This window comes from Thioalkalivibrio sulfidiphilus HL-EbGr7 (assembly GCF_000021985.1).
GTDB classification, from domain to species: Bacteria; Pseudomonadota; Gammaproteobacteria; order Ectothiorhodospirales; family Ectothiorhodospiraceae; genus Thioalkalivibrio_A; species Thioalkalivibrio_A sulfidiphilus.
The window spans coordinates 2,500,668-2,524,548 of sequence record NC_011901.1 but is presented as its reverse complement, the minus strand read 5'-3'; the positions used below and the strand labels follow the sequence as shown (position 1 = coordinate 2,524,548).

The 23,881-nt window shown below is 59.4% G+C and carries 22 protein-coding genes; 12 read left to right on the top strand and 10 right to left on the bottom strand.

The window, feature by feature from the left end; translation table 11 throughout:
* Nucleotides 1-26: 26 nt before the first annotated feature.
* The 11 genes from TGR7_RS11975 to TGR7_RS11925 all read left to right on the top strand — a co-directional run bounded on the left by TGR7_RS11975 (nt 27) and on the right by TGR7_RS11925 (nt 12,524).
* Nucleotides 27-1,445 (top strand): TIGR03016 family PEP-CTERM system-associated outer membrane protein, encoded by a 1,419-nt coding sequence (locus TGR7_RS11975; RefSeq protein WP_012638942.1) that lies wholly within the window; start codon nt 27-29, stop codon nt 1,443-1,445.
* Between the two features lie 15 nt (nt 1,446-1,460).
* Complete coding sequence (locus TGR7_RS11970) at nt 1,461-2,375, top strand: XrtA system polysaccharide deacetylase (protein ID WP_012638941.1); 915 nt, start codon at nt 1,461-1,463, stop codon at nt 2,373-2,375.
* 9 nt (nt 2,376-2,384) lie between these two features.
* Nucleotides 2,385-4,352 (top strand): asparagine synthase (glutamine-hydrolyzing), encoded by a 1,968-nt coding sequence (gene asnB, locus TGR7_RS11965; protein WP_012638940.1) that lies wholly within the window; start codon nt 2,385-2,387, stop codon nt 4,350-4,352.
* Between the two features lie 143 nt (nt 4,353-4,495).
* Entirely contained in the window at nt 4,496-4,888 is a 393-nt protein-coding gene (locus TGR7_RS11960; RefSeq protein WP_012638939.1) for a GxxExxY protein, read from the top strand.
* A gap of 225 nt (nt 4,889-5,113) precedes the next feature.
* Nucleotides 5,114-5,365, top strand: a complete 252-nt coding sequence (locus tag TGR7_RS11955) for an acyl carrier protein (RefSeq protein ID WP_012638938.1) — start codon at nt 5,114-5,116, stop codon at nt 5,363-5,365.
* Between the two features lie 28 nt (nt 5,366-5,393).
* On the top strand, nt 5,394-6,962 hold the full coding sequence (locus TGR7_RS11950; RefSeq protein ID WP_012638937.1) for a class I adenylate-forming enzyme family protein: 1,569 nt from the start codon (nt 5,394-5,396) through the stop codon (nt 6,960-6,962).
* Between the two features lie 275 nt (nt 6,963-7,237).
* A complete protein-coding gene (gene prmC / locus TGR7_RS11945) occupies nt 7,238-8,128 on the top strand; it encodes a peptide chain release factor N(5)-glutamine methyltransferase (protein WP_012638936.1) in 891 nt (296 codons plus the stop codon).
* 317 nt (nt 8,129-8,445) lie between these two features.
* The gene (gene nadE, locus TGR7_RS11940; protein ID WP_012638935.1) at nt 8,446-9,450 is read left to right on the top strand and encodes an NAD(+) synthase; all 1,005 of its coding nucleotides are present in this window, start codon (nt 8,446-8,448) and stop codon (nt 9,448-9,450) included.
* Between the two features lie 26 nt (nt 9,451-9,476).
* A complete protein-coding gene (locus tag TGR7_RS17235; RefSeq protein ID WP_012638934.1) occupies nt 9,477-10,052 on the top strand; it encodes an arsenate reductase/protein-tyrosine-phosphatase family protein in 576 nt (191 codons plus the stop codon).
* A 99-nt stretch (nt 10,053-10,151) separates the two neighbouring features.
* Nucleotides 10,152-11,306 carry a glycosyltransferase family 4 protein gene (locus TGR7_RS11930; protein ID WP_041441783.1) on the top strand — a complete coding sequence of 385 codons (1,155 nt, stop codon included), beginning with the start codon at nt 10,152-10,154 and terminating at the stop codon, nt 11,304-11,306.
* 156 nt (nt 11,307-11,462) lie between these two features.
* A complete protein-coding gene (locus tag TGR7_RS11925) occupies nt 11,463-12,524 on the top strand; it encodes an acyltransferase family protein (RefSeq protein WP_012638932.1) in 1,062 nt (353 codons plus the stop codon).
* A 50-nt stretch (nt 12,525-12,574) separates the two neighbouring features.
* Here TGR7_RS11925 and TGR7_RS17230 read toward each other — a convergent pair whose 3' ends face one another.
* The gene (locus TGR7_RS17230) at nt 12,575-13,396 is read right to left on the bottom strand and encodes a class I SAM-dependent methyltransferase (RefSeq protein WP_012638931.1); all 822 of its coding nucleotides are present in this window, start codon (nt 13,394-13,396) and stop codon (nt 12,575-12,577) included.
* Nucleotides 13,397-13,528: 132 nt separating this feature from the next.
* Nucleotides 13,529-13,780: a serine O-acetyltransferase gene (locus TGR7_RS18035; protein ID WP_425358076.1), complete on the bottom strand. Its 252-nt coding sequence runs from the start codon at nt 13,778-13,780 to the stop codon at nt 13,529-13,531.
* Here TGR7_RS18035 and TGR7_RS17775 point away from each other — a divergent pair.
* Entirely contained in the window at nt 13,739-14,203 is a 465-nt protein-coding gene (locus tag TGR7_RS17775) for a hypothetical protein (RefSeq protein WP_245522979.1), read from the top strand. The genes TGR7_RS18035 and TGR7_RS17775 overlap by 42 nt on opposite strands.
* Here TGR7_RS17775 and TGR7_RS11920 read toward each other — a convergent pair.
* The 8 genes from TGR7_RS11920 to TGR7_RS11885 all read right to left on the bottom strand — a co-directional run bounded on the left by TGR7_RS11920 (nt 14,195) and on the right by TGR7_RS11885 (nt 23,373).
* Nucleotides 14,195-15,409 (bottom strand): carboxylate--amine ligase, encoded by a 1,215-nt coding sequence (locus TGR7_RS11920; protein ID WP_012638929.1) that lies wholly within the window; start codon nt 15,407-15,409, stop codon nt 14,195-14,197. The genes TGR7_RS17775 and TGR7_RS11920 overlap by 9 nt on opposite strands.
* Nucleotides 15,409-16,443, bottom strand: coding sequence for a polysaccharide deacetylase family protein (locus TGR7_RS11915; RefSeq protein WP_012638928.1), 1,035 nt, complete (start codon nt 16,441-16,443; stop codon nt 15,409-15,411). The genes TGR7_RS11920 and TGR7_RS11915 overlap by 1 nt, the downstream gene beginning before the upstream one ends.
* A 104-nt stretch (nt 16,444-16,547) precedes the next feature.
* Nucleotides 16,548-17,627: a GNAT family N-acetyltransferase gene (locus TGR7_RS11910; RefSeq protein WP_012638927.1), complete on the bottom strand. Its 1,080-nt coding sequence runs from the start codon at nt 17,625-17,627 to the stop codon at nt 16,548-16,550.
* On the bottom strand, nt 17,624-18,769 hold the full coding sequence (locus TGR7_RS11905; RefSeq protein WP_012638926.1) for a GNAT family N-acetyltransferase: 1,146 nt from the start codon (nt 18,767-18,769) through the stop codon (nt 17,624-17,626). Before TGR7_RS11905 ends, TGR7_RS11910 begins: the two co-directional genes overlap by 4 nt.
* Nucleotides 18,769-19,908 carry a glycosyltransferase family 2 protein gene (locus TGR7_RS16825; RefSeq protein ID WP_012638925.1) on the bottom strand — a complete coding sequence of 380 codons (1,140 nt, stop codon included), beginning with the start codon at nt 19,906-19,908 and terminating at the stop codon, nt 18,769-18,771. Before TGR7_RS16825 ends, TGR7_RS11905 begins: the two co-directional genes overlap by 1 nt.
* The gene (locus TGR7_RS11895; protein ID WP_012638924.1) at nt 19,905-21,011 is read right to left on the bottom strand and encodes a GNAT family N-acetyltransferase; all 1,107 of its coding nucleotides are present in this window, start codon (nt 21,009-21,011) and stop codon (nt 19,905-19,907) included. The genes TGR7_RS16825 and TGR7_RS11895 overlap by 4 nt, the downstream gene beginning before the upstream one ends.
* Nucleotides 21,012-21,034: 23 nt before the next feature.
* Entirely contained in the window at nt 21,035-22,270 is a 1,236-nt protein-coding gene (locus TGR7_RS16820; protein WP_012638923.1) for a DegT/DnrJ/EryC1/StrS family aminotransferase, read from the bottom strand.
* Nucleotides 22,267-23,373 carry a FemAB family XrtA/PEP-CTERM system-associated protein gene (locus TGR7_RS11885; RefSeq protein WP_012638922.1) on the bottom strand — a complete coding sequence of 369 codons (1,107 nt, stop codon included), beginning with the start codon at nt 23,371-23,373 and terminating at the stop codon, nt 22,267-22,269. The genes TGR7_RS16820 and TGR7_RS11885 overlap by 4 nt, the downstream gene beginning before the upstream one ends.
* Nucleotides 23,374-23,881: the final 508 nt, after the last annotated feature.

Below are 23,881 nucleotides of genomic sequence, written 5' to 3'. Positions count from 1 at the left end.
TTCACCGTACATGGCGGAACATTCCCATGAAAGTGGCGGCGTCACACAGTTGTATCCACCGAGTCGGGCTCGTTGTGTTGTTTTGCTGTGCCGTCATTGTTGCCCCTGTCTGCAGCGCAAACTGGGAATTGACCCCGTCTGTAGCGGTGGGTGTTATCTATTCAGACAACATCAATCTTGAGCCCCGTGGTCAGGAGAACGCTGACCTGGTGATGGAGGTCACCCCGGGCATTGATGCCAGCTTTGATGGGCGGCGTGTGGATGCAGATATCCGCTACCGACTCCAAAGCTATTTTTATCGCGACAATTCAGATCTGGACGAGGTGTTTCACCAGCTCTCCGCCCGTGGAACTGCCGAATTGTCCGATGAGACATTCTATCTGGATGGCGGTCTTGCGGTGCGTCAGCAGGTCATCGATGCCAGTGCCCCGGTGCCGACAGGGACGATCGCCGGGGCCGGCAATCTTACCGACGAATACACTGCCTACATCAGTCCGCATTGGCGCACACAACTCACAGATACGGTACGGGCAGACCTGCGCTACGCCATCGGAATGGTGAGCTATGACGACAACACGCTCGATGACAGCGTGCAACATGCCGTTGCAGCCCAGGTCGAGAATACCTCCGTGGCAGACCGCTTGTATTGGGCCGCACGCTATCGGCTCTCCAGGGTGGATTACGAAGATCAGGACAGCATCACTCTGGAGCAGGCCACCGTTGAACTCGGCATTCCTATTACCACTCAGGCACGACTGGTGGTAATCGGGGGCGCTGAGCGCAACGAATTCGAGTTGACCGACGGCAGCGATGCGCCGGATGACACCCTCTGGGCCATTGGCATCCGGTCCCAGCGGGCCGGCCGGTACGAGTTTGAGGCATTGGTCGGGGAACGCTCGTTCGGGGACACCTACAGTCTGCGCTGGGTACAGGAAGGGCGCCGCTGGCGCACGCAGGCCCTGTACGACGAGGACTTTGTCACCTATGCGCAGACACGACTGGAGTTTGATCCCCGGTCACCAGAGTCAATTCTGCCCGGCCCCGCGCTGGGTACCGCGGTCGGCGAGGTCTATCTGAGGGAGCTTGGGCAGTTGGAGCTGGCTTTGAACACCGCCAGAACCACCACGACGGCGCGTGTATACAACGAACGGCGTCTTTATCAGACCACGGATCGTGAGGAGACCCTCAAGGGCTTCGATCTGACCTGGAACTGGGCGCTACGGCCTCGCACAACAGTGCTGCTCTCCGCTGGCGTTCAGGAATCCAGGTTGCTGGGTATCGACACGCCAGACGAGTTGACCCTGGTGAGTGCGGGTGTGCAACAGCAACTTGGGCGACGACTGTCGGGCACGCTGTTCCTGCGCAGAACCGATGTGAAGTCGGATCTTCCTGAGCGGGAGTACCGTGAACATTCCGTGGCTGCCCGTCTGATTGCCACTTTCTGACCTCGAGTGAAGCAGATGTCGGTTTCGTCCAGCAGCGGGCACATTGTCAACGCCATGACCGTCGATGTGGAGGACTACTTCCACGTCTCCGCCTTCGCCGATGCCATCGACCGCGCCGACTGGCATGACATGCCGTCCCGGGTGGTGGCCAATACCCATCGCCTGCTGGACCTGTTCGACGGACAGGGTGTGAAGTCCACCTTCTTCGTGCTGGGCTGGGTGGCTGAGCGGGAGCCGGGGCTGGTACGCGAGATCGTCGAGCGCGGGCACGAGCTGGCCTGCCACGGCTACAGCCACCAGCTGGTCTACAACCAGACGCCTGAACTGTTCCGGGAGGAGACCTTCCGCTCCAAGGATCTCCTGGAGCAGGCGGGCCAGGTGCCCGTGCGCGGCTATCGCGCGGCCAGCTACTCCATCACCCGCCGCTCCCAGTGGGCCCTGGATATCCTGGGCGAGGCCGGTTTTGAGTACGACTCCAGCATCTTCCCGGTGCGTCACGATCGCTATGGCATCCCGGGCGCCGGTCGTTGGCCCCACGAGATGACCCTCAATGAAGGCCGGCGCCTGGTGGAGTTCCCCCTCTCCACGGTGCGCTGGGCCGGCATGACCCTGCCCATGGCCGGCGGTGGTTATTTCCGGCTCTACCCCTATGCCCTGAGCCGGGCCGGTTTTCGCAACATCAACCAGGGCGCCGGCAAACCCTTCGTGTTCTACCTGCACCCTTGGGAGGTGGACCCCGGGCAGCCGCGCATCAAGGCCAAGGCCCTGTCGCGGTTTCGGCACTACAACAACCTGCACCGCTGTGAATCCAGGTTGCGCAGGCTGTTAAATGATTTCCGTTTCGCCCCCATGCGCGACGTGCTGGCGTCCATGGAGCTGGTGCCTGGCGAATCTTCGGCGCCCGTGGGCGCTGCGACCGCCCAGGGCTGATCGTCCATCATGTGCGGCATCGCAGGCATCCTGAACCTGAACGGCGGACCGGCCGTCGAACAGCGTGAGCTGGAATCCATGGTGGATCGTCTGTATCACCGGGGTCCGGACGGCCATGGCTTCTACCGGGATGCCCATGTGGGTCTTGGCCATGCCCGCCTGAGCATCATCGATCTCGAGGGTGGCCGTCAGCCCCTGCACAACGAGGATGCCTCGGTGTGGGTGGTGTTCAACGGCGAGATCTTCAACTACCTGGAACTGCGCGCCGAGCTCATCGCCCGGGGCCATCGCTTCGCCACCCAGTCGGACACCGAGGTCATCGTCCACCTCTACGAGGAATACGGCGACGACCTCGTCCACCACCTGAACGGCCAGTTCGCCATCGCCCTGTGGGACATCCCCCGCAAGCGCCTGGTGCTGGTCCGCGACCGGGTGGGTATCCTGCCCCTGTTCTATACCCTGCAAAACGGACGCCTGCTGTTCGCCTCGGAGATCAAGGCCATCCTGCCGCTCCTGGATGCTGCGCCGCGACTCAACGCCACCGCCCTGGACGAACTCATGACCTTCTGGGCGCCACTCACGCCCCACACCCTGTTCGAGGGCATCGAGGAGGTCTCGCCCGGGCAGCGTATCGTGGTGCAGAACGGGCACATCACCCGCGAAACCTACTGGGACTGGTCTTTCCCCATTGATGGCCGTTATCGGCAAGGAACCGAGGACGAACTGGCCGCCGAACTGGGCGAACTGCTCGTCGATGCCACGCGCATCCGGCTGCGAGCAGACGTGCCCGTGGGGGCCTATCTTTCCGGCGGCCTGGATTCCTCGGCCCTGGTTTCGATGATCCACCGCCAGGGCACCGCGCGACTTCGCACCTTCTCCATCGGCTTCGAGGATGAGGGCCTGGACGAGTCGGGTTTCCAGCAGCAGATGATCCGCCACGTGAATGCCGACCACAGCAGCATCCGCTGCGACACGGCCCGGGTCGGAGAGGCCTTCTTCGATACGATATTGCGTACCGAGGCCCCGGTGCTGCGCACCGCGCCGGTACCCATGTCCCTGCTCTCTGGCCTGGTGCGGGAGCAGGGCTACAAGGTGGTGCTGACCGGCGAGGGTTCCGACGAGGTGCTGGGCGGTTACGATCTGTTCAAGGAAGGCAAGATCCGCCAGTTCTGGGCGCGCAACGCCGATTCCAGCTGGCGCCCCCTGCTCATCAAGCGCCTGTACCCCTACCTGAACCTGACCCAGGCCCAGGGGCTGACTTATCTGAAGAGCTTCTTCGGTACCGGCCTGGATCAGCCCGAATCCCCCTTCTTCAGCCACATGACCCGCTGGCAGTCCACCGCCCAGTGCAAGGTCTTCTTCTCCGAAGAACTGGGCGCGCAGTTGCGGGGAGACGCCGTGGAGCGGCTGGCGGGTGGTCTTCCGGAAGGCATACAGCGTTGGCACCCCTTCAACCGGGGCCAGTACGTGGAGGCGCACACCCTCATGTCGGGCTACCTGCTGTGCTCCCAGGGCGACCGAATGCTCATGGCCAACTCCGTGGAAGGCCGTTTCCCGTTCCTGGATCACCGGGTCATCGAATTCGCCAACCAGCTGCATCCCCGCCACAAGATGCGGGTGCTCAACGAGAAATACCTGCTCAAGCGAGTCATGAGGCCCTATCTCCCCGAAGCCATCGTTGCCCGCCACAAGCAGCCCTACCGGGCCCCCGACATCCCGGCCTTCTTCAGCGGCGGCAAAACTGAGTACGTGCGGGAGTTGCTCAGTCCGGAAGTGGTGTCCCGGTACGGCTATTTCGACGCCGCCAAGGTGCAGCGTCTGTACCAAAAAATCGAACGGGGCAGGGCCATCGGTTACAAGGACAACATGGCCTTAGTGGGTATCCTCTCCACCCAGCTCTGGCATTACCATTTCGTTGAGCGTTTCCATGAGAATTTCCGTGTGGATGGGTCGGGATTGGTTCGGGGACTGGGCTGAGAAAACATCAAAAGCGTATTCTCTCGCGGAGGCGCAGGGGCGCGGAGGAAGGCAAGATAATTGATGGGTAGTCAGGTTGGTATATCAAGCTCTTTGATTGCAATGTCAGCTTGATGATGGGTGGGCACAGGGAGGTGTCTGGAATGACCGAGAATCAGATCGGCGACTATGTGGTCGAGGTGGCAATTCAGGTTCATCGTGATCTTGGACCGGGCTTGATGGAGTCGGTCTATGAGACCGTCTTGGAATATGAATTGTGTGGCTTGGGCCTGCGTGTGGAGCGCCAGGTTCCCATCGCGATCGAGTATCGCGGATTGAGGTTTGAGGAAGGTTTCCGTGCGGACATTGTTGTCGAGGACAAGGTGATACTTGAGCTGAAATGCGTGGAGCGTCTTAATGACGCACACAAAAAACAGCTTCTGACTTACCTTAGACTGACTGAAAGAAGATTGGGCTATTTGTTGAATTTCGGTGAAGCCCTCATGAAGAGGGGCATCGTGCGAGTTGTTAATGGTCTTGCAGAACCCGGGGCTTGATTCGTTTGGCATAGATTGGGCGGCATTAAGAGATGTTGAATTATTCGGCGGGCACGGCCCGCCCTATAACCGGTTTTCTCCGCGCCCCTGCGCCTCTGCGAGAGAACGATTTTTGTGTTTTGCTTGGGCATTTTCGCGGGCACGGCCCGCCCTATAAAGGGTTTTCTCCGCGTCTCTGCGCCTCCGCGAGAGAATAGTCTTTGATTTTCTGACTTGGGGTAAAAAATGGAACTGGAAAAAAAGATAAAGGGCTACATCCTCGAGAATTACCTCTTCACCGACGACGAGTCCCAGCTCGCCAGCGGGGACTCCCTGCTGGAGCGGGGCATCATCGACTCCACCGGCATCCTGGAAGTCATCATGTTCCTGGAAGACGAATTCGGCGTCACCGTCGACGACGATGAAATGGTCCCCGAGAACCTGGACTCCGTGGCCAACCTGGTGGCCTTCGTGCAGCGCAAGAAGGCCACGGCCTGAAGGGCCACTGCCCGGACGGGAAAGGAATATGCCGATCAAGCCCCAACGACTGCTCCACGAGATCCTGCCGCTCCATGCCCGGAACCTCCCGGACAAGGTGGCGGTTGTCGTCGGTGGGGAGTCCTATACCTACGCGCAACTGGAAGACCAGAGCGCCCGCCTCGCCGCGGCCCTGCAGCAACGCGGGCTCGGGCGTGGCGACCGGGTCGCCATCTACATGGACAACACCTGGCCCTGCGTGGTCAGCATCTATGCCGTGCTCCGGGCGGGCGCCACCTTCCTGGTGGTCAACCCCCAGACCAAGCACGACAAGCTTGCCTACGTGCTCAACGACTGCACGGTGCGTCACCTGATCACCGATGCTCACCTGGCCTTCGTGTTCCGGGAAGTGCTGCCGGATGTGCCCAGCCTCACCCATCTGATCGTCTCCGGCGGCGATAAGGTGGCGGAGCAGTGTGAGGGTCTATCCCCTGCAGCAGAGGTGTTCGAGACCGTGGTCGAAGGCGCCCCGGCCGAGGTCTTCGATCCGGGCACCATCGCCCTGGACCTGGCCTCGCTCATCTACACCTCCGGCAGCACGGGCAATCCCAAGGGGGTGATGCACACCCACCAGTCCATGCTGTTCGCCGCCCAGAGCCTGATCGAATACCTGCGCATGGACGAGCAGGAAGTGATCATCAACGTCCTGCCCATGGCCTTTGATTACGGTCTCTACCAGCTGCTCATGAGTGTGCAGATGGGCGCCACGCTGGTGCTGGAGCGCTCCTTCACCTACCCGGCGGAGGTGTTCAATCGCATGGATCAGCATGGCGTGACCGCCTTCCCCGGCGTGCCCACCATCTACTCCATGATCCTCGCGGCCCACGGCCGCAAGCCCTTGTGTTTCCCCTCCATCAAACGCATCACCAACACCGCCGCCGCGCTGCCGGCGGATTACGTACCGCGCTTGAAGGAGGTCTTCCCCAACGCCCTGATCTTCAAGATGTACGGACTGACCGAGTGCAAGCGGGTGAGTTACCTGGAACCGGAACTGGCCGAGGTCAAGCCGCGCTCCGTCGGCAAGGCGATCCCGGGCACCGAGGTCTATCTGCTGAGTCCCGAGGGCGAGCCCGTGCCGCCTGGCCAGCCAGGCATTCTCCACGTGCGTGGCCCGCACCTGATGCGCGGTTACTGGAACCTGCCGGAGAAAAGCGCCGAGATGCTCAAGGATGGCCCCTATCCCGGCGAGAAGGTGCTGCGCACCGGCGACTGGTTCCACATGGACGAGGACGGCTGCCTGTACTTCGAGGGCCGCAGCGACGACATCATCAAGACTCGGGGCGAGAAGGTCAGCCCGGTGGAAGTGGAGAACGCACTCTATGCCATCCCGGGGGTGGAGGAGGCGGCCGTCATTGGCGTGACCGACGACCTGCTGGGGCAGGCGGTGCGTGCCTACGTCGTGCTCACCGCGGGTTGTGAGTTGGACGAGCGGCGGCTCAGAAAGGAACTCACTTCAAGGCTTGAGAACTTCATGGTGCCCAGGGACATCCTGCTGGTGGACAGCCTGCCCAAGTCCGCCAACGGCAAGATCAACAAGAAGGACCTGGTTGGCATATGACTGATATGTGCAAAGAAGATCAAATGCGGTTTTCTCGCGGAGGCGCTGGGACGCGGAGAAAGTCACAATCATGATTTTGTATGAAGGCAGCAAGGCACGAAGCAATTAATGATGAGAACGCATTTCTTAGGGGCTTTGGCATCTAGGGGCAAATAATATGTTGCTTTTCTCCGCGCCTCAGCGCCTCCGCGAGAGAGAAGGATTTGGTGTTTTAAGCGCCATCGGGAGAAAGGAATGATTCGAAGTTCTATTCACGGTGAACAAGTGACGACCTCATGAACCATCCCCTCTATCTGCAGCTGCTGGCGCGACTGGAACAGGATCTCCAGGTCCTGCCCGACAAGCCGGACGAGACACCGCGCAATACCCTGGACTGTCTCTGGGCCCTGGCTGCCGGCCAACCGCTGGCGCTGAGCCAGGTGCGGGATGCGGTAATCGCTGATCTTGATCAGGCTGCCGAGGGGCTGTTGAACACCCTGGTAGACAAGCGCCTTGCAGGCACGCCGCTTTCGCATCTGACCGGTCGGCAGGACTTCATGGGTCTGGTGCTCAAGTCCTCCGAGGCGGCCCTGGTGCCCCGACGCGAGACCGAGATCCTGGGTCGTGCCGCCATCGGCAAACTGGCGGACGTGGAAGGGGAAAGCCCCAGGGTGGTGGATCTGTGCACCGGCTGCGGCAATCTGGCCCTGGCCATGGCCGTGAGCGCCCCCCGGGCCCGCGTCTGGGGCAGCGACCTTTCCGAAGAGGCCGTCGCCCTGGCCCGGGAGAACGCGGCGTTCATCGGACGTCCCGACGTGAGCTTCATGGCCGGCGATCTGGCGGCCCCCTTCGACAATGACGACTTCCTGGGCCGCATGGATCTGCTCACCTGTAACCCGCCCTATATCTCCAGTGCCAAGGTGGAGCAGCTGCCCGAGGAGATCTCCGGCCATGAACCCCACATGGCCTTCGATGGTGGTCCCTTCGGCATCAAGATCATCCAGCGCCTGATCAATGACGCCCCGCGCCTGCTCAAACCGGGCGGCTGGCTGCTGTTCGAAGTCGGCCTGGGCCAGGGCGAGCCCATGAAACATCGCCTGGAGCGCAATGACGCCTTCGACCAGGTGGAAACCTTCGCTGATTACCAAGGCGACGTCCGCGCCCTCGCGGCCCGGCGCGGTCATTGAGCAGCCATCCTCCTGCGACGGTGCAAGGAAATTCAAAAGCGATTCTCTCGCGGAGGCGCTGAGACGCGGAGAAAATCAAAAATCATGGTTATTCGTAAAGGCACCAAAATCACAAAAACCTTTTCTCTCGCGAAGGCGCGAAGACGCCAAGGAAACAATTTTTAAGTGCTTTTCTCTTAGCGTCTTTGCGCCTTCGCGAGAGATCATGATTTTGACTTTCTCCGCGCCTCAGCGCCTCTGCGAGAGAACATGATTTTGATTTTCTTAGCGTCTTCGCGAGAGAACAACGATTTGAACCTCAGTTCATGGAGAACAAGATGTCTCAGAAACTAAGCCCGGATGTCCTCAAGATCGACGCCGAAGCGGAGGTCGAGCGCATCAGCGCGGCCCTGCGGGAGATCCTGCGCAAGGACCTTAACCGTCGCGGGCTGATCATCGCCATTTCCGGTGGCGTGGACAGTGCCGTCTGCGCGGCACTGTGCGTCAAGGCGCTGGGGCCGGGCAAGGTCTTCGGACTGCTGCTGCCGGAGCGGGACTCCTCTTCCAACAGCGTGCGCCTGGGACGCATGGTGGCCGAGCAACTGGGTATCGAGTACACCGTGGAAGATATTGCTCCGACGCTTGAGGCCATCGGCTGCTACCGCTGGCGGGACGATGCCATCCGCAGCGTGTTCCCGGACTACGATGGGACCTGGAAGAACAAGCTGGTCATCCAGGGCGGTCAGCAGGGGCAGATCAACCGCTTCGCCCTTGTTGTGCAGAAGCCTAATGGAGAACTGGCCGAGGAACGCCTGGATCTCAAGAGCTACCTGCAGATCGTCGCTGCCACCAACTTCAAACAGCGCATCCGCAAGACCCTGGAGTACTTCCACGCCGACCGGCTCAATTACGCCGTGGTGGGTACCCCCAACCGCCTGGAATATGACCAGGGCTTTTTCGTCAAGAACGGCGACGGCTCGGCGGATGTCAAACCCATCGCCCATCTCTACAAGACCCAGGTCTACCAGCTCGCCCGTCACCTGGGCCTGCCCGAGGAGATCTGCACCGCCAAGCCCACCACCGACACCTACAGCCTGCCCCAGGGCCAGGACGAGTTCTACTTCGCACTCCCCTACGACAAGATGGACCTGGCGCTCTGGTCCCTGAACCACCAGGTTCCCGCCGAAGAATTGGCTGCTGTGCTCGGCTGCGAAACCAGGCAGGCGGAATGGATCTACCGTGACATTGAGGCCAAGCGGCGCACTACCCGTTATTTGCATGCCAGGCCGGCAATGGTGGGATCGCCTACGGCGGCGTCTGGAGTCGGCACGGGTATGGATTGATTCCAGCGACTGTCAAGGTGCAGCAAATGGGGCTTCTTCAGAAAGTGCAGCTGAGATTCGCTACATACCGTGCCCTGCGATCAGCAAGGTGTCAGACACTTGAACGCGCTGCTCAACTGGGATTCAGACGTATCCTGGTGATGTGTTACGGCAATATCTATCGTAGTCCACTTGTGGCTGCGTACCTGAGACGATCATTGTCAGGTCAGGATGGAATCGAAATCCGCTCCGCAGGTTTTCATCCGAAGCCCGGTCGCCGGTCTCCAGATGATTATGTGGGCCACGTCAGGTGTCTCACAGGCCTTGACCTAAGCCAGCATAAATCCAGAGTGATTGAACAGAGTGACCTTGAGTGGGCAGATTCGATTGTCATTATGGATCGTCATAACTGGCATGCCATAACTGGTCTGGGTCGAGTGTACGAGGCGAAGGTGGTATGGCTGGGGGCATTCTTGCCTGGTGGTCCGCTGGAGGTTGATGATCCATACGGACAAGACGTGCAGCGGGTCCTTGAATTGGTGGGTATGGCTGTGCGGGCGGCAGAGTCCATGTCGGCGAAAATTCTGGATGCTGTGAGCGAGTCATCGCAGAAAATCCACTAATTGATGCGCCTGTGCTCTTGAATGCTGATGATGCCCGATTCTCTGTACCTTTTCATACCAACAAATTTTCAGATAATGTTCTTCAAGAGAATCCATTAAGTGACAGTTCAGGCGAATATCGGCGAGAAGTACAGGGTGATGATCGTGAACTCTGCGCTCTACATCGGGGGCGCAGAAAATGTAACGGCAGCTTTGTGTCGTGGTTTGAACAGGAACCTTTTTGACATCTCTGTCGTTCACTTGAAAGGACATGGGCAGATTGCTAAAGATCTCGAGCGTGAAGGTTACGAAGTGATCGGTCTGCCCCCGAGAAAATCCGGGAGGCGTGACCTGCTGACCTTCTTAAAGCTTCGTCATTTGATGGCAGAGCGCCGTGTTCAATTGGTGCATACGCAGGATATTCATGCGATGGTCGATGCCAGTCTGAGTGTCATGACGCTGCCACATATCAAGCATGTAACGACATTCCACTATGGGAACTACCCACGAAACAACAGACGCTACCACTACCTCGAAAAATTCTTTCACCGGTTCCCAGATCGTTTGATTGCGGTTGGTGAAGTACAGCGACAATCAATTGCGCAAACTTACCATCTTGAATCGGAAGCCTTGTCCGTTATACGGAACGGAGTCACTGATTCTTATCGTCGGGCACGGATTGAGGACAAGGACAGGGTGAGGCAGGGAGCCGATGTTGTGATCGGCAGTATAAGCACGCTCATCGAGCAGAAGGGAATCGATGATCTGTTGAAGGCGGCGAGAATACTCGCGGACCAAGGCCTGAAATTCCGTCTGGTGATTGTCGGGGATGGACATCTCCGTGGCGCGCTCGAGGCCTATGCTCGGGAACTCAATCTCAACGGTTATGTAGAGTTCCTTGGCTGGATAGAAGATGCGGCTAGTCGTGTACTCCCATGGCTGGATATCTTCGTCCAGAGTTCACTCTGGGAGGCGATGTCCATGGTGGTCCTGGAGGCCATGTCATGTCGATGTGCTGTGGTTGCCACTACAGTGGGAGACAATCCCTATGTAATACGAGATGGCCAGAGCGGTGCCCTGGTCTCCTCGAATGCGCCGAAAGAGCTGGCGGCGAGTCTTTGTGTCCTGATCGGTGATTCTGAAATGCGCATGCGGTTTGCCGAACAGGCGAGGCGCGATTATGAAGCTAATTACACGGCCTCACGGATGTGCCTAGACTACGAAGCTATGTATTTGAATGTGATTCGCGGGGCAGATATCAAGGTCGACAGGTAGGCGAAGCGGTAAGCGCGAAACAGTATGGCTCACGATGCGTCTAATGTGTTTCTCATCATCCGCTAAGGTTTATTCCGTAGAAAGTAACCCACAAGTCTGTAGTGAAATGCGCATCTGAGTAGATGCATGGACACATCAAAACTGGACAAATAGCCTGTGCAAACTGAATCAAGTCAATCACACATTTACTTCCAATCGTTGGATGGATTGCGTGTCGTCGCGGCGCTCAGTATTGCAGTGTTTCATTTTTATGACCAATGGGCCGGCTACTTGGCGGTGGAGTTCTTCTTCATGCTGAGTGGCTTCTTGTTCGCACATGGATACTTGTCGCGAAATAAAGTACTGACATTGCGGAGCTACGCTCAACGGCGCTTTGCAAGGTTGTATCCTATGCATCTATTCTCCCTTGTTGTATTCGTACTTGTGTACTGGCTAATCGATGGGGGTCTCCCTTCCTACGCGGATGGGACACTCACGAGCTTCGTCAGTCATTTATTCATGATGCACGGTATCGGTCTGAATCCCCATGGTCTGACATGGAACTACCCGAGCTGGGCCATATCAGTCGAGCTTTGGGTCGGCGCGGCAGCTTTTTTTCTAGTGAGCGCGGGTTTGAGGTTGAGAGTGCTTTTGTCCATATCTCTTGTCTGCCTGCTCGTAATGTATCTGGCGGTCGGGAATCTGTCGGGAACGTACCAGAACATCAGCGGATTCTTAAATGCCGGCCTATTGCGCGGATTGTCAGCGTTTTTATTGGGCATAATGTCTTACGCGATCTTTTTGCGTTATCGCAAAACAGTCTGGTCCAGGTTTGAGTCAAACCGACTTGAGATGTTGATTCTCCTGGCAATTCTCTTGGTGGTGTTCGGCCGTACGGATGTTGTCAGCAAACTGGATTTTTTTGCACCATTTCTGTTTATGACCGGAATAGCTGTATTTGCGACTGAGAATGGTTATTTGTCGGCTTTGGTGGCTCAGCTTAGCGGTTGGTCTATGCTGTCCTACTCGATTTATCTTAATCAAGCGATGATGATCATGGTTGTCGAGCGTATATTTTCACAATATAACGATAATCCCATCTTCCCTCTGCTGACATATTTGTCAATGTTAATATTTTACTCATATATGACGCATTATCTTGTCGAGAGGCCGGCGAGAGCTTTTCTTTCAATCAGGCATCAACGGAATATGAGTGTGTGTCCCAAGAGAAATATATGAATTACATTGCTTCTGCCTCTAGAAGGTATGCCGGTCATTGATCTATTTAATCATTTAAATAGCGGGATGCGTCGTATTGCATGTTTTAAGAACCTCATGGGGTATGCCCGGACAAGGCGTAATACTTCATCCATTGTTTCCGTGCCAGGGGGCGCTACAACCGTGTTGGGATGAAAAATCCATACGTTATGACCAAACATCCTGTTTTCACGTGACAAGTGTTTCGTGTGACTGGGTTTGATATTGGAAAGAATTTTCTGATGAACGTCCTCTCTCGCCAGATATAGCTTGTTAGGGCTGATGGCAAAAGGGCGGAGCAGGGTAGCGTCGTCAGTGCAATATCTCGCAATGCCGGTTGCCACGTCAGGCCATTGTTCATTGAAGCAGTCATCGATAACAACAACACCATCTGGCAGTAGTACCTTCTCGGCTAGTTTAAGATCAGACAGTGTGCATATCTCGGTATGTCCGCCGTCAATAGATATGAACTGGCACTTGCCAACCAGGTTCAATAGCTCTTCGGGTTGAACATCGAGCGATGATCTCTTGATAACATGGACATGATTCAGCGACTTTGACCACTTTATTATGTTGCTTTTAAATTTATCGATATTTCCTAACCCTGAGTGGTCAAGGTTCAGATGTTGATCGTCGAATACATCTATTGCAAAACCCTGCGCATTCTGAGTCGCGAGCTTTAATAGAATAAACAGCTTGCCGTGGTGTACGCCAATTTCTCCATATGCGCCCTTTGTGCCGGATTCCCGCAGGATTTCGATAAGATCCGCAATGAATAGCGCGCTGTATGGTTCAAGCCATCCATGGACTTCGTAGATTCCACGTTCTATGTAATCCTTGAGTTCGGTGTCCACGTTATTTCCTGTATACAATTTGTCGTTATAGAGATTCTTTGAGGTGTCTGAATCCGCGTATGCTATTGCATCATGGCGTTCCCGGATCGCTGGGTGACGATGCCAGATGCTACATAGTGTCTTTTCTAGCCCTTATCGTTCAGCTTGTGTAATGAGGTACCTCGAATCACGATTTGCCAGAAATCTGGCTGGAACGCCACCCACTGTTATGCCTGGCGGTACGTCTTTAACAACCACTGCGTTAGCGCCAATAACCGCAGCGTCTCCAATGTTCACACCACCCACGATCTTGGCGCCAGGTCCGATGTAGACGCTGTTTCCGAGCCTGGGGGCGTCTCCTCTGTGTTCACCGATATTCACGCCTGCGTGTATCCTGCAATTCATTCCAATACTGGCTTTGCGGCTGACGACTATTCCGCATGGATGGACAACAGCCAGTCCTTTGCCAAATACGTTTGTGGGAATTTCCAGACCAAGGTAACGACCATGCTTTTTGAGGCGCCACTTGACGATTTTCAGGTGAAGCGAGGACAGGTTGCCGGCAGTGCAATTCGTCAGGTATTCGGCTTTTCTGAGCAGGCGAATGAAATAAAGGACATCATGTCTGAATCTGTAGTGCCATCGCCACTTTGTCAGGCCTGCCGCAGCCAGGTCTGCCGTGAGGTAATCCTTGTAGTCATCGCGATTTGTGATTGGCATTTGTTTTTGCCCGATTACCAAGGGTGGGACAAAGATCAAACATGGCCCAACAGTAACGGATTATTGCTTCTGCACTCTTGCTTATCACATACGGAAATCCTAATGTGACTTTGATCGTTTCGGAAACAACCAGTGTCGGCTCTCGTATATCCAGGGGCGAGGGTCTTCGAGAGAAAGTACTTCGTAGCGCAGACCCCTGCTCCACGGGACAAGAAAATCAAGCAGTGTACGCCAGCGGCCTGGATGATCGGGCGGGAGGTTAAGTTCTTCCCGGGATTTGAGAAACAAAGCCAGGATAGAATCTACATCACCCCACAACCACCGTGTGCGCACACCGATTCGGTATGAGAGAACCGGGGTGACATTGTCTTCGGCCATGATCCTTGCCATCAGTCTGGGGAAGTCCACTCCAGCATCAATGGCAAGCTGCAGTGATCCCCAGAGCCGGCCGTTGATCTCCATCAGTTTCAGGGAGTTGTCCCTCTGGTCCATCTTGAACTCCACCATGGCCGGGCCATGCCATGCCAATGCGCCCAGCAATGCCTGTGCGTGAGCATCGGCAGCGGGGTCTACCGGCACGGACTCCCTCAATACGCTGACCCCGCCTGAAGGGGGTTTTTCCCTGAGGCGTCTGTGGCTGAATAGCGCAACCAGTCGACCCCTGTCGTAGCAGGCGAATACTCCGACTCCCGGTCCTTCAATGCGTTCCTGAAGCAATACGGGAAACTGTGCGGGTACAAATTCGCGCAATGTTGCCTGGAGTTCTTCCGGCGTGCGTGCATAGGAGACCGCGTTGAACAGCCATTTTCCCTTGTACCAGACCCGGGACCGTGCGGGTTTGATCACCAGGGGGTAGGGCAGATCCAGGTCGCGCTCGGCGTCACGATGCTGTTCAAGCACGATGCTGCGCGGCACCGGGACACCGAGCTGCATGGCCAGTTCAAGCGTGGTCCGCTTGTCTGCAGCCGCCTCAAGTTTGTCCAGAGGTGGTGCACACATCCGGCAGTCCAACAGGCCATCCTGCATGGCGCGTGCGAGTGTCAGTGTCGTGATGTCCGACATGGGCATCACGGCATCCAAGCGATGCGTGCGTACTGCCTCGACGATGGCTGTGCAGAAGGCCTCCGGGTCCTTTTGAGGATCGGGCGTCTGGATACGCGCTCGACAGTAGCGTGATGAGGATGCCAGGGCCGGGTGATGATGGTGGGCAACGGCTACATGGTAGCCCGCTCGCCCGAGGGATCTTGTCGCGGCCAGTGCCGACCGGTTGTCTCCGTCAGTCACCAGGATGCGCAGTTTTGTGCCCCCGGTCATTAAAGGATCCCCAGGGTGCGACAGAGAAATAAAGGTTTCGTATCAGTGGCCGTCTCGTGGATATTCATGCGCGGCAGCACCAGCGGTGGCATGTCCGCTGACGCATATCCGGGTTGGGTGGTAAATGCCAGTTTATAACCGCAAGCCCTGGTGGTCGCCTCCACGGTTGGATCGAAATCTCCATTGGGATAGGCCACTGTAACGACGGCTCCGCCCAGGCGGGATTCCAGCAGACGCCTGGATTGCTCCAGTTCTTTTCCCATGGCGGTGCTGTCCAGACGGGTGAGGATGCGGTGTGAACAGGTGTGGGAAGCAATGCTGATACCGTTGTCAGACAAGTCTCCCAGTTGTCGCCAGTCCATGAACCGGTCGGGCGGTCTCAGGGCATCCTCGAATCCCCCTTCCCGAAGATCATCGCTCAGGTCTGCCATGAGGGCCTGGATATTGTCGTAGGTTTCTCTGCGGAAGCGGTCAACCACGCGCGCAATGTCTGTGCGCAGGGTGTGCTCGTCCCTGGATGGTTCCAGGTGGATCTCCCGTGCAGCCAGGGTGGCTGAACCGACGCCATGCCGGGTTGCCTCGTAGAGCAGATGACCGAGTTGCTCCTGCCAGAATGTGCGGGTGGTGCCGATGTAATCGGTGGCGGCAAAGACCACGGCAGGTAGAGCGCGTTCACGCAGCAGTGGCATGGCATAGCGATGATTGTCCGCCCAGCCGTCGTCGAAGGTGATCAGGCATGATTTGGGTGGGAAGCCTTGTCCCGAGTCCATGTATGACAGGAATTCCGGGAGCGACAGTGGTCGGAAATGGCGTTTCAGGATGTCCAGATGGCGTGCAAAGGTCTCCGGTGTGACGACGATGCCCGGGTGGGAGAAGGATTTGCTTGCCTCGTCACGGGGCAGGACCCGGTGGTACATCAACACGACTGCCCGGTTTCTCAGGCGGCGGCTTGCTAGAAGCCAGAGCAGACCCGTGCCGTAGAGCAGGGCGGCGGCGGCTCGTTTGATACGGGCTTTGATGAGGGACGGCGTCATGTCTGTGTGTTCCCGGTAAGGCGGTGCTGGCGGCGGAAGCGCATCATGACCATGGCAAACGCTCATCATAAACTATCCCGCCGGACCGGATCATGGCGCCCGGCTCAAGCTGGAGCGGCCCGGTCTGGCCGGCTTGTATGGCGACCGAGTCTGGTGCTTGCCAGATCCAGAAGGCCGCGCATGCCCTCGGCACTCAAGGGCAGACAGATCCGCGTCCCGTGGGACTCCCGGCGGGTAGGCCATGCCCCTTGCCAGTCCTCCGCAGAGCCCAGGAATTCATAGGCAGACAGGCCATTCTGGGCGGCGTGCCGGATGGTTTCCAGCGCCAGGTAGAGGCCGGGCGAAAGGTTGCGCCAGCGCTCGTCGTAGCCGATCTTGAGTACCCAGAGGACGCTGGCGAATGATACGGTGACATGCATGGCAACGGTATGCCCGCCAAGGCGCAGGTAGTAGAGATGGAGCGCGCCGTGTTCAGCCATGCGACGGCAATAGCGGTGAAAAAAATCGGCCAGGATCGGGTCTTGCCTCAGGGTGTTACCCCGCGAGGCCTTCCAGCCTGCCGCCTCAATGTCCATTGCCTGTTCCAGCAGGTCGTCCACCTGGGCCGGTACCGGTTTCTCCACCTGCAGTTGAAAACCGCCCTGGTCCCGTGCCCGACGTTCGAGACGGCGGAAGTCCGTGCGCCGGCTCTTGCGCATGGCAGACCAGACCCCGTCCCATCCCTCCTGAAGGTCCAGGACACAACGGTCCGCCCCGGGTCTGCGCAGCCATAGTCCCCTCGCATCGATGTGGATGCCGGGGCCCGTGAGCAGTGGGGAGCTTCCGGGCAGTCGTCCCAGGTCCAGGGGATGGCCCAGACGCGTCAGCGCCTGCATGAGTCTCTCCAGTGCTGCCGGATTCTCATAGAGCAGCCCGGCGGGCTCGTGCAGTTTTGAAACACCCATGATTTCCAGCCATCGCCCGTGTCTGCGTCGCACCTGGGCGAGGGGGGCGAGGGCGGTCAGCCGTCCATCTTCCTCCAGGGTGACCACGCGAAGCTCACCACCGGGGTAGAGTGCCTCTGCGCAGCTGAGGAACCATTCGTACTGCAGCAGCGGGGTCGGGAACCGGGCGCCGAGCGACTTCCAGTCGGGTGCCAGGGCATGCAGTCCCTCCAGGTTTGTGATGACTTCGATCCGTGTCATGGTCGGGCATCCCGGGGTGCCTTCAGGGCCCTGGGGTCACAATAGGTCACGGACCGCTCCTGGCCGCGGGGGCGCAGGCGGTCTCGCAGGCTGCTCAGCATGTGATACATGCGCCCCATGGCGGTGTTGTTGCAGATAACCACGGAACGGTGCCAGCGCAGGTCCTGTGTCCACTGGGTTTCCCATTCGTAGGGCTCCCCCGGGAAATCGAAAACCCGGACGCCTTCCTCAACGAGCATGCGAATCAGGCGTGCACGGGCCACGGTGGCGACCCCGTCCCGGCGATAGGCCTCGTGGAAGCTGGTCTTGAGGTAGTGATAGTTCCCGTGGGAGAGAAGGCCGAGGTTGTAGGCCACGGGAATGTCATCCAGATACAAGAAGGTGAGATGCAGGCGTCCGGCATCGAGAGCACCGGCAGCCATCTGGCGGTAGAAGCCGGTCTGATGCGGAACTGCGCTGATCGCGGTCCCGTGATCATGTTTCCAGCTCGTCCTCTCCACCTCCAGCAGGGTCTGGTACGCGTCGGAGAAGTCTGCCGCGCAATCCACCTTGAGGAAACGCAGTGTGCCCCTGGCGGACAGGTGTTTCTCCATGCGTCGCAGGTAGTTGCGGAATTTGGCACTCCGCCCCCGTAGATAGGTGTCGAAGTTGTCCGGCAGAGCCAGAAAGAAGGACGGCGCCTCCAGCCTGAATCGGGCAGGCAGAGCTGAATGCGCGACTGCCCGGGTCAGGACCCTGTCAAGCGTCGAATCCTCCAGAACGCGTGCAAAGCGCAGGATGTCCCAGTCGGGCACCCGTTGGCGCAGGGCATCGACCAGGCTCTCGCCGATGACATCGTCCAGACTGTCGCACAGCAGGTCGCTGTGGGTGTTGGAAAGCTCCGACAGGGCCCGCAGGCTGCGAAGCGGCAAGCCGCCCACACTCAGTCGTTCGGATACCAGCGGCACGAGCAGGCGGGTCCTGCCGTGTTCCTGACCTGATAACAGGTGAAACCGTTCCGCGCCTCTCAGGTGATGGTTGCGTAATGCCTCGGTCCATTCCAGTGAGACGGAGGGTTCATGGGAACGGGCAAGGTAGAGCCGCTCCCAGTCTGCCGCGAACAGGGACAGGTCTTCCGGCTCGGCATGCAGTGCGAATTCCATCAGCGGCCGGTACCCGGTCGCTGGCCCTTCCGCTGGCCCAGGCTCTGACGTAAGGCGCCGCCCAGCGCCATGAGCTTGAAGCCCACCCGGCGTGCGGGGTGGGGCATGAAAGACAGTATCCGCAGCAGGCGCTCAGGTCGGCCCGCCCGGACACAGGCGCCCAGATAGCGGCGGGCACGACGGGGATAATATCGGTCTGAATGCGCACTGCCCTCGTTGATAGACAGCATCGGCAGGGCGACGGCACGGCAGAGCCGGGCGGTCTGCTGATCCACGCGCTGCTGGTCGAGTTGCGGGATCCTGCGCTCGGGGTGTGTATGGAAACGGAAAACCCTGAGCAGGTCACGCTGTTTGGTGAGGTGCATGCGTGTGCCGGACGGGCCTGATGTGCTGGATACCTGGCCTGGATGATAGCGGAGCTGATAGGTGGGCACGTCCACAAAGGCCGCGGGTGCGGCGCGGCAGAGTCGCATGGCGAATTCGAGATCCGCGAATCTCCTGAAGTGCGGGGCGATCGCGCCCACCTGCTGGAATAACTCACGGCGAAATACCATGCTGTTGGTGAACACGATGGTGTTGAAAAGGTAGGCCTCGTACAGCTCGCCAAACCAGGCTCGGCGCATCAGCCATTCCGGCCGAGTGCCGGAGAGCGCCTCCCGGCCATAGTCCGTTTCCTCCAGCAGGCGGCTGTGGGTGAACAATTGCTCGTACTCTATGCCGCCCCTCAGGTAGGCCGATTCATGGTAGCGGCGCAAATGCCATTCGTCGAAAAAGCCCTCGTCATCAAAGCCGGAGAATTCGGAGTAGACCATGCCAATCTCCGGGTGCTGATCCAGCAGTCCGCATTGCAGCGCCAGCTTGTAGGGTTGATAGCGATCATCGGAGTCGAGCCAGGCGATGTACTCCCCTTGTGCGGCCTGCATGCCCGTATTGCGGGCACGGGAGACGCCGCCGTTGGGCTGTCGCAGGTACACGATCCGGTCCCGATAAGGCGCCAGCGCCTCGAATGTGCCATCGCTCGAGCCATCGTCCACCACGATGATCTCCAGATCGCTCATGGATTGCGCCAGCACGCTCTCGATCGCGCCGGTGATCATGCTGGCGCGATTGTGTGTGGGTATCACCACGGAGACCTTCATCGTGGATACCTCCCGCGCAGCCAGGGGGCGATCCCGAGTCTGCGCACCACGGCACGGGCGCCCCGATAGCCGAGATCCAGTGCCCGCGCCCGGTGATACTGGGCAGGCGTGCGAAAGAGTCTGAACTGTGCGTTGCTGCGCCTGAGGTTGCAGTAACGGTCCTTGAAGGCCTCCGCGCCGATGGTGAAATCGAGCTCCAGGCGGTTGTTGCGAACCACGTGCCTGAGCAGGTGCTCGATAAGGATGGTGCCCGGCGAGTGCCGGGCCAGGCGTGGCTCGAAGGAGGGCTTATACCAGATGACCCGGTCCTTGAAGTCGAAGCCGAAGTGGTAGGCGATGGGCTCGCCATCCAGTTCGGCGACCGTGAACAACAGGTGCCCGGCGGGCAGCAGGGACTCCACCAGGCGCTCGTAAAAGGCGCGCTTTTCAGGACGGTCGAACAGGCTCGGGGTCGGTGTCCCCTGCCAGCGGCGGACGTGCTGCTCGAAGAAACGGCTCAAGTGGGCACGCGCCTCCTGGGGGTCCGAGAGGTCTCGTACCGCCAGCCTGCCCTGCCGTGCGAAGTACCTGGATGCCCTGCGTACCCGGTACTTCTGCAGCAGGGTAGCCGGGCTGGGCGCCGGACCGTCACGGCACAGGGTGGGGCAGACTTCGTCATCCCCCCGCAACGGCCACAGCCCCAGTTTCTCGCAGAGGATCGGCAATGCCCGCGCGGTCTCACTGTCGCCCGGGATATTGCGCAATCGCAGTTCCGTCCAGCCCGGTTCCCGGGTCATTCGGGCCAGGGCCGCCTCCAGCCCCCGGACACGGTCCTCGGACCGGGCGATCAGGTCCAGGTAATCGGCTTGACCCTGGCCAAGGAACTGCAGTGGCGCCTGGGGCGCATGCTTGTCCTGAATCAGGGGAAGGAGGCCGGTCAGCCGACCCCCTTCAGTGAGGGAAATCAGACTCAGCCTGTAGCTTGAACCGAAGCTGGCCCACCAGGCCTCTATCCAGGGGCGGCTCTGGAATACCGTGGCGCGGGGATCCTCGGCCACGAGCCGGTCCCATTCCAGATGGGAGAAGGGAAGGTCTTCCAGGCTGTCTGCTACATGTACGTCCATGACAAGCGCCCAGGGATTCCGGTTTACCCGCACCGGGTGGCGGGTACATCAGGGTTCAGGCCCTGTAGTACCGATGAGATCCGTTCGATATCCGATGAGCTGACGTAGGGATGCGTCGGCAGTGTAACAATCCGCTCGGCCACCTCGCGCGCCCCGGGACAGGAGTCCAGGTCCTCCGCCAACAGGCGCGCCCTCAGTTCCGGGATGTCGGTAACCGCGGTGGGGTAGGATGCCGTGGCGCCCACGCCCGCGGCGTCCAGGGTCTGGAGGAGGCTGTCCCGGCTTTGCCGGTCCTGGGCAAGCAGGGGCAATCTGACGTAGACCGGCGTGGTGTCGGGCAGCGGGCTGATTGCCCTGAGCGGGGAATGCCTGGCAACGGCATCCAGGAGCCGCCGGGCGTTATCCCGCCGTTGCCCGGCCAGGGCGTCCAGCCGGCTGTATAGCACATGTGCCATCGCCCCCAGCGCCGGGCTGTAGCGCGTCAGGGGGCTGTAGGTCTGGTACGGGGTGCGGCCCAGGCCCAGAAAAGGCAGCTTGCGGGTGATGCCATATCTCGCCGGCGGCAGAAGGGCAGCGTAAATCAGCATCTTGGCCACCTGCAGGCCGGTGTCTCGCAGCGCCGGCGGCGGCAGGGCGTCCGCGCTCTCCTTCAGGGCTTCGGCAATCTCCGCGGACCGGGTCACCAGGATGCCGCCCTGCATGGAGGTGATGTTCTTGCCCTTGTCGAGGCTGAAGATCCCGGCATCACCAAAGCTGCCCACGGACCGGCCGCCATGGGTAGCGCCCAGGGCCTGGGCGGCATCGTCCACCATGAAAACCCCGTGCTTGCGGGCCAGGGCCTCGATGGCCGGCAGGTCGTTGGGGAGGCCGTACAGGTTGGCGCTGACCACCGCAAGCACCCGGGAAAAATCGAAGTTGTCCAGGCGTCGCAGGTCATAGCTCAGGGTGTCCGGGCTCACGTCGCAGACGCGCACGCGCAGGCCTGCCCGCTCGATGGAAGCCGGTACTGAATAACAGGTGTAGCCGGGAATGATGACCTCGGTTCTCTGTGGCTCGCCCCGGAATCGATAAAGGGTCTGCAGGAGCAATGTCATGCCGGCCCGGCCGGAGGAGACGAACTCGCAGCCACGCAGCTGGAACCGTTCCATGAGGGCGTCCCGAAACCGCTCAAGTCCTTTGTTTGCGTCAGGCAGGCCGCGCAGCCACTGCCACAGATCACTGGCCACGATGGGTGTTCCCGCCGGGGCGAGATAACTCACGGGATGCTCCGTGAGATCAGCGGGCCGATCAGGGTGGTGGCCTTGAGTGGCATCCGCCGCCAGGCGGCAATGGCCAGGCGGAATTTCGGATTGTCCACGTTGAGTTGGGGTGCGGGACCGCCCTTGGGCATGTAGTGATACCAGTAAAGCTGGGTTGCCTCGGCGTTCCATTTCTTCTTGAAGCCTTCACCGCCCGAATCCACCGTGGACCGGCCCAGGTGAAAGCGTGAAAAGCCCCGTTCGCAGGCGTCCTTGATCATTTCCCAGTACAGGGCGTAGCTGGCCTGCAGTTGTCGCGCCTCTGGACGGGAGCCCAGCCACATGCCCTCCACCACGCCATTGTATTCGCCGTTGAAGGCCACGGAGATGGGCTTGTCCCCTTGCCGGCAGACGAAAATCCGTGTTTTGTCAGGGAAACGGGACAGAATCTCCCGAAAGTAGGCCTTGCGATAGATGGGCGTGCCCAGGTTGCGCCAGGATTCCGCCAGCACGTCGTAGAATTCATCCAGCAGGTCCATGCCGCCGGCATGGACCTGGACGTCGTGTTTGTAGACCCGCCGCACGTTGGTGCGGTGCTTGGAAGCGAAGGCCTTCCACAGGGTGTCCGGATCCGGGTCCAGGTGGATGGTCATACTGACCTTGTGCAGCGAGGCGGCCATATCCGTGTCGAGCGGGTTCGCGGCCCGGATCTCCAGGTAATCGGCGTCAAGCCGGTCGGCGGTGGCTGCCGCCTCGCGCAGCAGGGAGGACTCGGCCTGGCCGTTGGCCGCCACGATACCGCCGAAATTGACGAAGGGCAGGGTGCAGAGGATGCGTCCGAACAGACGGCTGCTCAGCAGGACCAGCGGCAGCACCCCCTCGATCCGGCCCTGCCGCCTGGCAGCGAGGTAATGACAACGGTGACCGAACTGGGTCTGGTTGATCCCGCGCCAGCCATGCAGGTGATAGAAGGAGCCCCGTGGCTGGGTGCCAAGGAATGCATCCCAGGCGGCACCCTGATCGTCGCCGATGTCCTCTACCAGCAGGGGGGCTGCATCGCTGTCGGCCGGGGCGGGCTTGCCGTCCATGGGGTGGAGCGCGTTGTCCGTCGCGGAATATTGCATGTGAGTCCCATCGCCTCTCGATGTTCGTCCTGGCCCGACCGCAGGGCGGTGCCTGCACTAAGCAGGCTATCCGTATGCGGTTGACCCGTGGCCACGATTCTACGGCCGCGCTCCTCGGCTTGACCACTGCAGGTGCACCGGGTCAGGCGGTGGAGGCACCTTGCAGCAGGCTGCCGACGGCAGGTCACAATCATATCGGTCGCATCGTGACAGGGCCATAAAATGTGATGAAAATCACATTTATCCTTGCTAGGATACACCCTACAGGATTCTCCGGTCAGAGGCGGTGGGTTTGGCTTCCGCGGCCGGTGTCCTTCCGGCCATGGTTTACCTCAGGGGATCTGTGGGATCATGGTCATGTGGCGAGGGACGCCCGCATCCCGGGCGATCCTCCCGTCGTTGCGCCCGCGAACCCGAGTGTGAATGGCCATGGAACTTGCCTTCTGGGTATCTCTGTTTGCAGTAGGGTATGCCTATATGGGCTATCCATTGCTGCTCATGCTGCTTG

What these genes read in the sequence shown, in the direction of transcription:
- TGR7_RS11975 (WP_012638942.1), top strand. Translation starts at nt 27, where the DNA reads ATGAAAGTGGCGGCGTCACACAGTTGTATCCACCGAGTCGGGCTCGTT.
- TGR7_RS11970 (WP_012638941.1), top strand. Translation starts at nt 1,461, where the DNA reads ATGTCGGTTTCGTCCAGCAGCGGGCACATTGTCAACGCCATGACCGTC.
- asnB (WP_012638940.1), top strand. Translation starts at nt 2,385, where the DNA reads ATGTGCGGCATCGCAGGCATCCTGAACCTGAACGGCGGACCGGCCGTC.
- TGR7_RS11960 (WP_012638939.1), top strand. Translation starts at nt 4,496, where the DNA reads ATGACCGAGAATCAGATCGGCGACTATGTGGTCGAGGTGGCAATTCAG.
- TGR7_RS11955 (WP_012638938.1), top strand. Translation starts at nt 5,114, where the DNA reads ATGGAACTGGAAAAAAAGATAAAGGGCTACATCCTCGAGAATTACCTC.
- TGR7_RS11950 (WP_012638937.1), top strand. Translation starts at nt 5,394, where the DNA reads ATGCCGATCAAGCCCCAACGACTGCTCCACGAGATCCTGCCGCTCCAT.
- prmC (WP_012638936.1), top strand. Translation starts at nt 7,238, where the DNA reads ATGAACCATCCCCTCTATCTGCAGCTGCTGGCGCGACTGGAACAGGAT.
- nadE (WP_012638935.1), top strand. Translation starts at nt 8,446, where the DNA reads ATGTCTCAGAAACTAAGCCCGGATGTCCTCAAGATCGACGCCGAAGCG.
- TGR7_RS17235 (WP_012638934.1), top strand. Translation starts at nt 9,477, where the DNA reads ATGGGGCTTCTTCAGAAAGTGCAGCTGAGATTCGCTACATACCGTGCC.
- TGR7_RS18035 (WP_425358076.1), bottom strand. Translation starts at nt 13,780, where the DNA reads ATGAATTGCAGGATACACGCAGGCGTGAATATCGGTGAACACAGAGGA.
- TGR7_RS11920 (WP_012638929.1), bottom strand. Translation starts at nt 15,409, where the DNA reads ATGACCGGGGGCACAAAACTGCGCATCCTGGTGACTGACGGAGACAAC.
- TGR7_RS11915 (WP_012638928.1), bottom strand. Translation starts at nt 16,443, where the DNA reads ATGACGCCGTCCCTCATCAAAGCCCGTATCAAACGAGCCGCCGCCGCC.
- TGR7_RS11910 (WP_012638927.1), bottom strand. Translation starts at nt 17,627, where the DNA reads ATGACACGGATCGAAGTCATCACAAACCTGGAGGGACTGCATGCCCTG.
- TGR7_RS11905 (WP_012638926.1), bottom strand. Translation starts at nt 18,769, where the DNA reads ATGGAATTCGCACTGCATGCCGAGCCGGAAGACCTGTCCCTGTTCGCG.
- TGR7_RS16825 (WP_012638925.1), bottom strand. Translation starts at nt 19,908, where the DNA reads ATGAAGGTCTCCGTGGTGATACCCACACACAATCGCGCCAGCATGATC.
- TGR7_RS11895 (WP_012638924.1), bottom strand. Translation starts at nt 21,011, where the DNA reads ATGGACGTACATGTAGCAGACAGCCTGGAAGACCTTCCCTTCTCCCAT.
- TGR7_RS11885 (WP_012638922.1), bottom strand. Translation starts at nt 23,373, where the DNA reads ATGCAATATTCCGCGACGGACAACGCGCTCCACCCCATGGACGGCAAG.